The organism is Pseudomonas sp. BIGb0381 (assembly GCF_024809815.1).
Lineage (GTDB): Bacteria > Pseudomonadota > Gammaproteobacteria > Pseudomonadales > Pseudomonadaceae > Aquipseudomonas.
Window position 1 is genome coordinate 557,270 of record NZ_JANUEN010000003.1, and the last position, 12,794, is coordinate 570,063.

At 60.8% G+C, this 12,794-nt stretch carries 8 protein-coding genes; 5 read left to right on the top strand and 3 right to left on the bottom strand.

Annotation, left to right across the window (positions count from 1 at the left end; genetic code table 11):
* Positions 1 to 770 precede the first annotated feature (770 nt).
* The 4 genes from hrpA to M2397_RS12675 all read left to right on the top strand — a co-directional run bounded on the left by hrpA (position 771) and on the right by M2397_RS12675 (position 7,036).
* On the top strand, positions 771 to 4,682 hold the full coding sequence (gene hrpA, locus M2397_RS12660) for an ATP-dependent RNA helicase HrpA (protein WP_131698653.1): 3,912 nt from the start codon (positions 771 to 773) through the stop codon (positions 4,680 to 4,682).
* 361 nt (positions 4,683 to 5,043) lie between these two features.
* Positions 5,044 to 6,165 carry a beta-ketoacyl-ACP synthase III gene (locus M2397_RS12665; protein WP_131698652.1) on the top strand — a complete coding sequence of 374 codons (1,122 nt, stop codon included), beginning with the start codon at positions 5,044 to 5,046 and terminating at the stop codon, positions 6,163 to 6,165.
* A 17-nt stretch (positions 6,166 to 6,182) separates the two neighbouring features.
* Positions 6,183 to 6,797, top strand: coding sequence for an RNA polymerase sigma factor (locus M2397_RS12670; protein WP_167656961.1), 615 nt, complete (start codon positions 6,183 to 6,185; stop codon positions 6,795 to 6,797).
* Positions 6,791 to 7,036 (top strand): anti-sigma factor, encoded by a 246-nt coding sequence (locus M2397_RS12675; protein WP_131698650.1) that lies wholly within the window; start codon positions 6,791 to 6,793, stop codon positions 7,034 to 7,036. The genes M2397_RS12670 and M2397_RS12675 overlap by 7 nt, the downstream gene beginning before the upstream one ends.
* A 106-nt stretch (positions 7,037 to 7,142) precedes the next feature.
* Here the strand turns inward: M2397_RS12675 and M2397_RS12680 are convergent, their stop codons facing one another.
* The gene (locus M2397_RS12680) at positions 7,143 to 8,486 is read right to left on the bottom strand and encodes a putative porin (RefSeq protein WP_131698649.1); all 1,344 of its coding nucleotides are present in this window, start codon (positions 8,484 to 8,486) and stop codon (positions 7,143 to 7,145) included.
* Between the two features lie 283 nt (positions 8,487 to 8,769).
* Here M2397_RS12680 and M2397_RS12685 point away from each other — a divergent pair, with 283 nt between their 5' ends.
* The gene (locus M2397_RS12685; protein WP_145337001.1) at positions 8,770 to 9,894 is read left to right on the top strand and encodes a GNAT family N-acetyltransferase; all 1,125 of its coding nucleotides are present in this window, start codon (positions 8,770 to 8,772) and stop codon (positions 9,892 to 9,894) included.
* Between the two features lie 59 nt (positions 9,895 to 9,953).
* Here the strand turns inward: M2397_RS12685 and aqpZ are convergent, their stop codons facing one another.
* Entirely contained in the window at positions 9,954 to 10,655 is a 702-nt protein-coding gene (gene aqpZ, locus M2397_RS12690) for an aquaporin Z (protein ID WP_131698647.1), read from the bottom strand.
* A 225-nt stretch (positions 10,656 to 10,880) separates the two neighbouring features.
* Positions 10,881 to 12,713 (bottom strand): ABC transporter ATP-binding protein, encoded by a 1,833-nt coding sequence (locus M2397_RS12695; RefSeq protein WP_131698646.1) that lies wholly within the window; start codon positions 12,711 to 12,713, stop codon positions 10,881 to 10,883.
* Positions 12,714 to 12,794: the final 81 nt, after the last annotated feature.

Consider the following 12,794-nt stretch of genomic DNA (forward strand, 5'->3'; position numbering starts at 1 on the left):
TGGAGTACGGCTATTGCTCGTCGAACGCTGCGTACCTGTTGCTCGCGCATAGCTGGGAGGGTGTTCATAGGGCGGCGGGTTTCGAGGATTCGTTGCTTCGGCGTAGGAGGGCGGGTTGTCTAGGCGCGTAGTGGATGGACTGATCTCCATGGAAACTCCTGTTCACGTTAAGAAATGAAGGTTGGCCAGATGTGTCTGGAAGTTTTATTGAACCTTTCACACGCCATCCATTCCATCGGACTTATGCTGTTAAAAAGACAGAATGATCCACTCGGTGTCGTAGTAAATGTCCTTTTAGGCGGTAGGTCAGCGCGGTCGTGATTGACTGACCGTCTCCAGACTTGCCGAAATCTTCGACAATTCCTTCCTCTTTGATGACTTGCGCTTTGCACTATTGGCACCCGGGCATTGTGGGGTGTTCATAGGGCGGCGGGTTCCGAGAACTCATTGCTTCAGCGTAAGAGGGCGGGTCGTCTGAGCGTGTAGTGGACGGCATGATCTGCATGGAGGCTCCGTTTCACATTAGGTTGGTGTCTGGAAGTCTCATTGAACCGTTCACATGCCATCCATCCCATCGGACTGCTGCTATTGAAACTACCGAATGGTCCACTCAGTGTCGTAGTAAATATCGTCCTCAGTGGTAAGTCAGCGCAGTCATGATTGACTGACCGTCTCCATACTTGTCGAAATCTGCGACAATCCCCGTCCTCTCTGACGACTTACGCTGCGCAGGCCTCACCTGCCTCACCCAAAAGACCCTTGCCGCCCTGATGACTGACCAAGCGCCCGCTATCGACCAACTGCTGAAAAACCTCGACCACGCCATGCTCGCCGACCGACACCGCTTGCGGCGCCAGTTGCTCGAGCTGCGCAAGAAACCCGACGAGGAGAAGCTGGCGCAGTGGGTCACGCGCATGCAGGCGTCCTGCGCCCAGGTCACGGCGCGGCGTGCCAGCCTGCCGGTGATTCGTTACGACGACAGCCTGCCGATTGCCGCCAAGCGCGATGAGATCAAGGACGCGCTGCTCAAGCATCAGGTGCTGATCATTGCCGGCGAAACCGGCTCGGGTAAGACCACCCAGTTGCCGAAAATCTGCCTGGAAATCGGCCGCGGCCAATACGGCCTGATCGGCCATACCCAGCCACGCCGGATCGCTGCGCGCAGCGTAGCCAGCCGCGTCGCCGAAGAGTTGGCCACGCCGCTGGGTGCGTTGGTCGGCTATCAGGTGCGCTTCGAAGACCAGAGCGACGCCAACACCCTGATCAAGCTGATGACCGACGGCATCCTGCTGGCGGAAACCCAGAACGACCGTTACCTGGAACGCTACGACACGATCATCGTCGACGAAGCCCACGAACGCAGCCTTAACATCGACTTCCTGCTGGGTTACCTGAAAACCCTGCTGCCGCGTCGTCCGGACCTGAAAGTCATCATCACGTCGGCGACCATCGACCTGGAACGTTTTTCCAAGCACTTCGACGACGCACCGATTGTCGAGGTGTCGGGTCGTACCTTCCCGGTCGACACCTGGTATCGCCCGCTGACCCTGGAACAGGACGAGGAAGGCAACCGTGTCGAAGACGACCTGACCGTCGACCAGGCGATCCTCGCCACCCTCGACGAAATCGCCGCCTATGAGCGCAGCGAACGGCGCAGTCCCGGCGACGTGCTGGTGTTTTTGCCCGGCGAGCGCGAGATTCGCGACGCGGCCGACATGCTGCGCAAGGCCCAGCTCAAGCACACCGAGATCCTGCCGTTGTACGCGCGCCTGTCGCCGGCCGAACAACAGCGCATTTTCCAGTCCCACCCAGGGCGCCGCGTGGTACTGGCGACCAACGTCGCGGAAACCTCGCTGACGGTGCCGGGCATTCGTTATGTGATCGACAGCGGCACCGCTCGCATCAGCCGCTACAGCTACCGCGCCAAGGTGCAGCGCCTGCCGATCGAGGCGATTTCCCAGGCCAGTGCCAACCAGCGTAAAGGTCGTTGCGGCCGGGTGGAGCCGGGGATTTGCATTCGGTTGTACAGCGAAGAGGATTTTATCGGGCGTCCGGAATTTACCGACCCGGAAATCCTGCGCACCAACCTCGCGGCGGTGATCCTGCAGATGCTGCACCTGCGCCTGGGCGAAATCACCGACTTCCCGTTTATCGAGCCGCCGGATGGCAAGGCCATCAGCGACGGTTTCAACCTGTTGCAGGAACTCTCGGCGGTCGACCGTAACAGCCAGCTGACCCCCCTGGGTCGCCAGTTGGCGCGCCTGCCGGTGGACCCGCGCATGGGCCGCATGCTGCTCGAAGCCGCCAAGCTTGGCAGTTTGCAGGAAGTGTTGATCGTGGCCAGTGCCATGTCGATCCAGGACCCGCGCGAGCGCCCACCGGAGCGTCAGCAGGCCGCCGATCAGGCCCACGCACAATGGAAGGACCCGGATTCGGACTTCGCCGGGCTGGTCAATTTGTGGCGTGGCTTTGAAGAGCAGCGCCAGGAGCTGACCGCCAGCCCGCTGCGCAACTGGTGCCGCAAGAACTTCCTCAACTACCTGCGCCTGCGCGAGTGGCGCGATTCCCATCGCCAGTTGAGCCTGATCTGTCGCGACATGCAGTTGACCGTCAACAAAGAACCGGCAGACTTCCCCAAGCTGCACAAGGCGGTGCTGTCCGGTCTGCTCAGCCAGATCGGCCAGAAGACCGAGGACGGCGATTACCTTGGCGCCCGTCAGCGACGTTTCTGGATTCACCCGTCCTCGGGGATCGGCAAAAAACGCCCGCAATGGCTGATGACCGCCGAACTGGTGGAGACCACCAAGCTGTATGCACGCATGGTGGCGAAGATCGATGCCGACTGGATAGAACCGCTGGCCGGGCACTTGATCAAGAAGAACCACTTCGAACCCCACTGGGAGAAGAAGCGCGGCCAGGTGGTGGCGTTCGAGCAGATCACCCTGTTCGGGCTGATCGTGGTCGGGCGTCGGCCGGTGCATTACGGGCCGATTGACCCGGTGGTGTCGCGCGAGCTGTTTATTCGCGAAGGTCTGGTACGCGGTGAGATCCAGTCCCGCGCCAAGTGCCTCACGGCCAACCAGCAACTGCTGGAGCAACTCGACGAACTGGAAGCCAAGGCGCGCCGCCGCGATATCCTGGCCGATGAAGAAACCCTGTACGCCTTCTACGATGCACGGCTGCCGGCGGAGATCCACCAGACCGCCACCTTTGACAGCTGGTACAAGGTCAACAGCCAGAAAGATCCGCAGTTGCTGATCATGCGCGAAGAAGACGTGCTGGCCCGCGAGGCCAGTGAAGTCACTGCCGCGCATTACCCGGACACCCTGCACCTGGGCGATCTGGAACTGGCCCTGAGTTACCACTTCGAACCCAACCACCCCCGCGACGGCGTGACCCTGCGCGTACCGGCACCGCTGCTGCCGGCCTTGCCGCCGGAGCGTCTGGAGTGGCTGGTGCCTGGGGTGATCGAAGCCAAGTGCATCGCCCTGGTGCGCAACCTGCCCAAGGCCCTGCGCAAGAACTTCGTGCCGGTGCCGGATTTCGTCAAGGCGGCGCTGCAGCGCATCGAGTTTGGTCAGGGCTCGCTGCCCCAGGCATTGGGGCGCGAGTTGCTGCGCATGACCGGGGCGCGGGTCAGCGATGAGGCCTGGGCCGAAGCGGCGCAGCAGGTGGAAAACCATCTGAAGATGAACCTGGAAGTGGTCGACGGCCAAGGCAAGTTCCTTGGCGAAGGCCGCGACCTGGCCGAGTTGACCGCGCGTTTTGTCGAAGCCAGCCAGGCCGCGCTGGCCGTGCCGCACACCGCGAAAAGCCAGCAGCCGGTGGAGGCCAAGGTGTTCGCGGCGGTGGCCGAGAAAACCCAGCAGAAGATCGCCGGGCTGTCGATGACGGTCTACCCGGCGCTGGTGGAAGAAAACGGCACCGTCAAAGAGGGACGTTTTTCCACCGCCGCCGAGGCTGAGTTCCAGCACCGCCGTGCGTTGCAGCGCCTGCTGATGCAGCAATTGGCGGAACCGGCCAAATTCCTGCGCGGCAAATTGCCCGGCCTCACTGAACTGGGCCTGATGTACCGCGAACTGGGGCGTATCGATGCCCTGGTGGAAGACATCCTGCTGGCCAGCCTCGACACCTGCGTGCTGGACGGCGAAGCCAGTTTGCCGCGTGACGGTGCCGGATTGGCGGCGCTGGCTGAACGCAAGCGTGGCAGTTGGACCGAACACGCCGAACGCCTGGCGCGCCTGACCCTGGAAGTGCTGAAGCTCTGGCATGGCCTGCAAAAGCGCTTCAAGGGCAAGATCGACCTGGCCCAGGCCGTGGCCCTGAACGACATCAAGCAGCAATTGAGCAACCTGGTGTATCCCGGCTTTGTGCGCGAAACCCCGGCGCAGTGGTTCAAGGAATTGCCGCGTTTTCTCAAGGCCATTGAATTGCGCCTGGAGAAACTGCCGAGCCAGGTGCAAAAGGACCGCGTGTGGAGCAGCGAGCTGGGCGGCCTGTGGGCGCAGTACCAGAACCGCTTGAACAAGCACACCCAGGAAGGCAAGCGCGACCCGCAACTGGAGCTGTATCGCTGGTGGTTGGAGGAGTATCGGGTGTCGTTGTTTGCCCAGCAGTTGGGTACCAAGGTGCCGATTTCCGACAAGCGCTTGAGCAAGCAGTGGAGCCAAGTAGAGCCCTGAAGCTCTCCCTGTCTCCAAGACTGAGCAGGTCCAAATGTGGGAGGGGGCTTGCCCCCGATAGCGGTGTATCAGTCACAGAATCTTTGTCTGACACACCGCTATCGGGGGCAAGCCCCCTCCCACATTGAAACTTGATGGCGTTTTGATCAGGGTGTTTGTCCGGCATATGGCGCCAAACCCCAGGGTTTGTGGCAAACTTCGCGGTTATAAATGCCGGGATCGTCGTGATGGGCTGGTGTGTAGCCACGGCGCGATGGAATAAAGCGATGCCAGTTTGATGTCCGCTGGGCGGAATAGAACTACTTACGGTTTGGTACGTCGGTACCAATATCATCTGCCTGACAGATTTAGAGGAACGATCGTGCATAACGTCGTCATCAGCGGCACTGGCCTTTACACCCCTGCCAACAGCATCAGCAACGAAGAACTGGTGCAGTCTTTCAATGCTTACGTGCATCAGTTCAATTCGGACAACGCCGCCGCCATCGAGCGCGGTGAAGTCCAGGCGCTGACGGAGTCGAGCGCTGCATTCATCGAAAAAGCCTCGGGCATCAAGAGCCGCTTTGTGATGGACAAGGACGGCATCCTCGACCCGCAGCGCATGGCGCCGCGCCTGCCTGAGCGCAGCAATGACGAGTGGTCGGTGCTTTGCCAGATGGCCATCGGTGCCGCCGAACAGGCCCTGCAGCGCGCCGGCAAGACCGCTGCCGACATCGACGGCGTGATCGTCGCCTGTTCCAACCTGCAACGTGCTTACCCGGCCATCGCCATCGAAGTCCAGGAAGCCCTGGGCATCGCAGGCTTCGGTTTCGACATGAACGTGGCGTGTTCCTCGGCGACCTTCGGCATCCAGAACGCCGCCAACAGCATCCAGCTGGGCCAGGCCCGGGCGATCCTGATGGTCAACCCGGAAGTCTGCACCGGCCACTTGAACTTCCGCGACCGTGACAGTCACTTTATCTTCGGCGACGCCGCCACGGCCGTGGTCCTCGAGCGCGCCGACCTGGCGACCTCCGAGCATCAGTTCGACGTGGTGAGCACCAAGCTGCTGACCAAGTTCTCCAATAACATCCGCAACAACTTCGGCTTTCTCAACCGCGCGGCGGAAGAGGGCATCGGTGCGCCCGACAAACTGTTCGTGCAGGAAGGCCGCAAAGTCTTCCGCGACGTGTGCCCGATGGTCGCCGAGCTGATCGGCGTGCACCTGGAAGAGAACCAGTTGAACGTGGCCGATGTGAAGCGCTTCTGGCTGCACCAGGCCAACCTGAGCATGAACCACCTGATTGTGAAGAAACTGCTGGGCCGCGAAGCCACGGTGGAAGAAGCCCCGGTGATCCTCGATACTTACGCCAATACCAGCTCGGCGGGTTCGGTGATTGCGTTTCACACCTACCAGGACGATCTGCCCAAGGGCGCCGTCGCGGTACTCAGTTCGTTTGGCGCAGGCTATTCGATCGGTAGCGTGATCCTGCGTAAGCGTTAAGACAATCGAGGTCTTGAATGGCAGCAGCGGACGACGCGCACCTGCTTGAACGACTGCTCAAGGGCGAGCAACGGGCCTACAAGGAATTGGTCACCACGTACCAAAGCGCAATGCGGGCGGTGGCGTATGCCATCGCCGGCCAGCGCCATGCCGACGAAGTGGTGCAGGACGCCTGGCTGTCGGTGGTGCGCAACCTGGCCAAGTTCGAAGGGCGTTCCAGTCTCAAGACCTGGCTGCTGACCATCACCGCCAACACTGCCAAGGGGCGCTATAAGCAGAATCGCCGGGAAGTGTTGCTCGACGATTTGCCTTCGCCCCACGGTACCATCGGCGATGACCGATTCTCCCCCGATGATGGCCACTGGGCCGTCGCCCCGTATGCCTGGCACCAGGACACCCCGGAAGCCTTACTGACCGAGGATGAGCTGCGCGAGTGCCTGGAGCACACGTTGCTGAGTTTGTCCGAACTGCAAAGCAGCGTGCTGGTGCTGCGTGAACGGCAGGGGCTGGAGCTGGAGGAGATCTGTAATCTTCTGACGCTCTCACTCTCCAATGTCCGCGTGCTGTTGCATCGAGCACGGCTTAAAGTCTTCGCCACGGTGGAGCATTTTGAGGAAACGGGCGAATGTTGACCTGTAAAGAACAAGTGGCACGTTCCAGTGACTATCTCGATGGGCAATTGACCTTTCGTGAACGTCTGCTGGTGCGTCATCACTTGATGTTCTGCCCGAACTGCCGACGGTTTATCCGCCAGATGCGCCTGATGCAGGCGACGTTGCGGATTTTGCCGGACGACCCGGTAAAGGATGTGGATGCCTTGGCGCAGCGGCTGGCTGCCGAGCGGCTCAAGGATCAGAAAGGCGGGGAATAAGCAGGCTCGCGTGGATGGATCGGACGGATGATGGGGATCGATCCACCCATGCGAGACTGTTGCAGCCACCTCGGGCGTCCTTGCCCGGGGTTTTGAACACTTCTCTTTAGAACTTGGCTTCTGCATCCAGCTGGAAGGTGTTGGCTTTGGCGCTACCGTTCACGAGCGTACGGCTGTAGGTGTCGGTCTTGGTCAGGAAGTAGGTCGCGCCGACGGCGAAGTTCTTGTCGATGTCATAGCCGACTTTGAACTTGTGACCACGGGAACCGGTGAAGCCGCCGCCGAAGTCCGAATCGGTGAAGGCACCCACCACGGCGTTTTTCTGCACGTCGCGGTAGTTGTAGTCCAGGTTGAAACCGAACACCTGGGACTTGGCACCCAGCAACCAGGCAGTGTCCGCATCGTCGACAGCGTCGTTGTTTTTCACATACTGACCGTACAACGACAGGGGGACCGCCAGGCCGCCGATATCGACTTGACCGAAGCCTTCATACAGGCGGAACTCGCCGTTGGGGGTGTTACCGTTGGTTGCCAGCACGTTCGGGGTACTGCTGCCGGAGGCACGGCTGTCTTCATCGTTCTGGTAGGCGTAGACGCTGCCGCCCAGGGTCATTCTCAGGTTGTCGGTCACCGAGAAACGAGTCCCCAACTGGCCGGTGGTCAGGCGCAGGTCATGGCGGTACTGCACGCCGTCACCGTCCACGTTGTCCTTGAGGTTGTAGTTGCCCAGGCTACCGAACAGCTCGGCGTTGCCGCCCAGCGGATACTTGTAGGTGACTGCCAGGCCTTCCGGGTTGATGTCGCTATCCCAGATCACATCGCCCATGTTGACCCAGGGCTGCAGCATTTTGCCGCCAATGATGTGCAGGTTTTTGATCTGGTCGGGGTGGTAGTCGATGTAGCCGAGGTCCAGCCAGATCGATTTTTTATCGAAATAGCCGTCCAGGTCCTGGTTGGTGGAGCGCGCATCGCTGCCGCCGCCGGTGGCGATACGAATACCGGTGTCCACCTGTCGGTTGATTTCGGTGTAGGCGCCGAGGCGCGCGCGGATCCGTTCGCGGTCCTTGTCACGGCCGGTGACGCCAGCGCGGGTGACGCCATTTTCGCCTTCGACCTTGATGGTCTCGTGACGCATGCGCACATCACCCTTGAACTGAGTCTTGGCGGCCCAGGCCAGCTTCTGGTCGAAGCTGCTCAGCTCGTTGGTTTTCTTCGCGGTGGCCGCGATCTGTTCGTTGGTCTCTTGTTGAGCTTGCCGTGCGATCTGCTGTTCTTTCTGGTCTTTGGCCAACTCGTTTTGCAGTTCGGTGTACTGCGAAGCGGTGATCTGGCCGTTGGCCTTGAGCATGTCGAGCAATTTAGCGTCGACTGCAGCGCTGGCCGGAACGCTCAGGGCCAGTAACAGGCCACCGCACAGGACCGCCGCAGTTTTAGTGGAAGCAAGACGCATATCAATCTCCGAAAGTGAGGAGGGATGGCAAACCATCCAGGACACAACCGACCGATGACGGACGGAAAAATAACCACCTGCTAGAACCAGGCGCTCTAAAAACAGGCGTCAGTATCACGATCGTTTATGACGGCGCAGTGGCTAAGTGATGTCATGTAGATGACAAATTATTTAAGAATGGAACTATTGATTTAGAGCCTTGTCCGGCGATTTGGGGGTGTGCCCGGACCGGCGATAAGCGATACTCGCGAGGCTTTCACGCCCTGAAGTAGTGAGGATGCCGATGCCGCTGCAACGCCTGCTGAGCCTGTCCGAAATAGCCCCGGATACCTGGGATGCCCTGGTGCCGCAGGCCCAACCGTTCGTGAGGCATGCCTTCCTGAGCGCGCTGGAAGACAGCGGGAGCGTCGGACCGCATTCGGGCTGGCAACCTGAGCATTTGTTGCACTGGGAGGGTGATCGACTGGTGGCGGCATTGCCCTGTTATCGCAAGTGGCATTCCTATGGTGAGTATGTGTTCGACCATGGTTGGGCGGATGCCTGTGAGCGCGCCGGCATCGACTATTACCCCAAGCTGTTGACGGCCGTGCCGTTCAGCCCGGTCAGCGGTCCTCGCCTGTTGGCTGCCAGCGCCGACGATGGTTTCGAACTGCTGAAGAGCCTGCCGGGCTACCTGGAAATCGAAGGGCTCTCCAGCGCCCATATCAACTTCACCGACGGCTTGGCCGATGACGCGTTAGCCCAGCAGCCGGGCTGGTTGCAGCGCCTGGGTTGCCAGTTTCATTGGCAGAACCGCGGTTACCGTGACTTCCAGGATTTTCTCGACGCCCTCAGTTCCCGCAAGCGCAAACAGATGCGCAAGGAACGCGAACAGGTGGCGGGGCAGGGCATCGACTTCGAATGGTTGCAGGGCCACGAGCTGAGCGAGGCGCAGTGGGATTTTGTCTACGCCTGCTACGCCAATACCTATGCGGTACGCCGCCAGTCACCGTACCTGACCCGTGAATTTTTCAGCCTGCTGGCCGAGCGCATGCCCGAGGCTATCCGTGTGGTGCTGGCCAAGCAAGGCACACGCCCGGTGGCCATGGCCTTCAGCCTGATCGGTGGCGACAGCTTCTACGGCCGTTACTGGGGCTGCCTGGCGGAGTTCGACCGGCTGCATTTCGAAACCTGCTTCTACCAGGGCATGGATTACGCCATCGCCCATGGCTTGCAACGCTTCGACGCCGGTGCCCAGGGTGAGCACAAATTGATTCGCGGGTTTGAACCGGTGATCACCCGGTCCTGGCACTACCTGCGTCATCCCGGGTTGAAGAATGCCGTGGAGGATTTCCTCGAGCGCGAGCGGGTGGGGATTGCGGCGTATGCCGAAGAGGCGAGGGCGGCACTGCCTTATCGACACGTATAAGCCGCCCTCCGTAGATACCGTCTTATCCAACACCGCACAAATCCGTAGGGGGTTGCGTTTCAGGCCGGCTCCTCCTTGCCCAGCCATCGATAGATAACACCGCCCACCACCGCACCGAGGATCGGCGCGAGCCAGAACATCCACAACTGCTGGATCGCCCACCCGCCCACGATCAATGCCGGGCCGGTACTGCGGGCCGGGTTGACCGAGGTGTTGGTCACGGGGATGGAGATCAGGTGGATCAAGGTGAGGGCCAGGCCAATGGCGATGGGCGCGAGGCCCTTCGGGGCACGGTGGTCGGTGGCGCCCAGGATGATCAGCACGAACATGGCTGTCATCACCAGCTCACAGACCAACCCCGCTGCCATTGAATAGCCGCCCGGCGAATGCTCGCCATAGCCATTGGAGGCCAGCCCACCGGCCAGTTCAAAGCCCGGCCTGCCGCTGGCGATGAAGTACAACAATGCGGCGGCGACTACCCCGCCGATCACTTGGGCCACGATGTACGCCGGTAACTCCCTGGCCGGAAACCTCCCGCCCACCACCAGCCCCACCGATACCGCCGGGTTGAGGTGACAACCGCTGATGTGCCCGATAGCCACCGCCATGGTCAGCACCGTGAGCCCGAACGCCAGGGCCACGCCCAACAATCCGATCCCGACGGCGGGAAACGCGGCGGCCAACACCGCACTCCCGCAACCGCCCAACACCAGCCAAAACGTACCTAACCCCTCTGTGACTGAACGCTTGAACAAAGACATGCAACACGTCCTTGATAGATCGCTCTACCCAATCAGTAAATCAGTGATGCTCCCTGCAGATTTACTTCAGCGCCCGTCTGGGCACTGCACTGAGTACAGCACGGTTTTTACACAAATCCAGGCCACCAATGTGGGAGGGGGCTTGCCCCCGATGGCGGAGTGTCAGTCGCAAAATTGGGTGACTGACCCACCGATATCGGGAGCAAGCCCCCTCCCACATTTGCTTCAGTCGATGCCGACAAACCCCCCGGTCTGGTGCTGCCACAACCGCGCATACAACCCGCCATGGGCCAGCAGTTCGGCATGGCTGCCCGTCTCGGCAATCTGGCCTTTCTCCAGCACCACCAGGCGGTCCATCCGCGCGATGGTCGACAACCGGTGCGCAATCGCAATCACCGTCTTGCCTTGCATCAGGGTTTCCAGGCTTTCCTGGATCGCCGCTTCCACTTCCGAGTCCAGCGCCGAAGTGGCTTCGTCCATGATCAGGATCGGCGCGTCCTTGAGCAGTACACGGGCGATAGCGATACGTTGACGCTGCCCACCGGAGAGTTTCACCCCGCGTTCGCCCACGTGGGCGTCCAGCCCGGTGCGGCCTTCCGAGTCCGACAGCAGCGGGATGAACTCGTCGGCACGCGCCTTGTGCACGGCCGCCCAGAGTTGTTCGTCGGTGGCGTCCGGCTTGCCGTACAGCAGGTTGTCGCGGATCGAGCGGTGCAGCAGCGAGGTGTCCTGGGTGATCATGCCGATCTGTTCACGCAGTGTTTCCTGGGCCACCTCGGCGATGTTCTGACCGTCGATCAGGATACGTCCGCCTTGCAGGTCGTAGAGGCGCAGCAGCAGGTTGACCAGGGTCGACTTGCCCGCGCCGGACGGGCCGATCAGGCCGATCTTTTCACCGGCCTGGATGTTCAGGTTCAGGCCGCCAATGATCCCGCTCTTCTTGCCGTAGTGGAAATCCACCTGCTCGAAGCGTACTTCGCCATGGGGCACTGTCAGGCGCGGGGCATTGTCGCGGTCGACCACGGCCAGGGGTTGGGCGATGGTCTTGAGGCCGTCCTGCACGATGCCGATATTTTCGAAAATACCGTTGACCACCCACATGATCCAGCCGGACATGTTGACGATGCGAATCACCAGGCCGGTCGCCAAGGCGATGGCGCCTACGGAAATCAGCGACTGCGTCCACAGCCACAAGGCGAGGCCGGTGGTGGTGACGATCAGCAGGCCGTTGAGGACGGTGATGACCGCATCCATGCTGGTCAGTACACGGGCCGCCAGCTGGGTTTTTTCGGTTTGCTCAATGATCGCTTCCTTGGCGTATTCCTGCTCATTCTGCGTATGGGCGAACAGCTTCAAGGTGGTGATGTTGGTGTAGCCGTCGACGATGCGCCCCATGAGTTTGGAACGTGCTTCGGAAGAAATGACCGAACGCTCCTTGACCCGCGGCACGAAGTAACGCAATGCCAGGCAGTAACAGATGATCCAGGTGATCAACGGAATCATCAGTCGCCAATCGGCCTCGGCAAACAGCACCAGGGAGGTGATGGCGTAGATCGATACATGCCAGATCGCCTCCGCCGTTGCCACCGCAGAGTCACGCAAGGAGTTGCCGGTTTGCATGATGCGCTGGGCAATGCGCCCGGCGAAATCGTTCTGGAAGAAATTCAGGCTCTGCTTGAGCACGTAGCTGTGGTTCTGCCAGCGAATCAGGCTGGTCATGCCGGGGTTGATGGTCTGGTGCACCAGCAGGTCATGCAGGCCATTGAAAATCGGGCGCAGCAGCAAGGCGACCACGGCCATCCAGATCAGCTCGGTGCTGTGGATCTGGAAGAAGTCAGCGGGCGGTGTGCCCTGGGCCAGGTCGATGATACGGCTCAGGTAGCTGAACAGCGCGACTTCGATCAGCGCACCGACCAGGCCCACCACCAGCAGTGCGGCAAAACAGGGCCACACCTGGCGCAGGTAGTAGAGGTAGAAGGGCAGGACTTTGTCGGGAGGGGCGGCGCTGGGTGCGTCGCGGAAAATATCGATCAGTTGTTCAAAACGACGATAGAGCATTAGGGTTGACGCCCGCCTGGCGGGCTCTCCTTTCAAATGCGCGCGCAGCCTTGTGGGCCGCGCGCGGAGCTACCTGCAGAC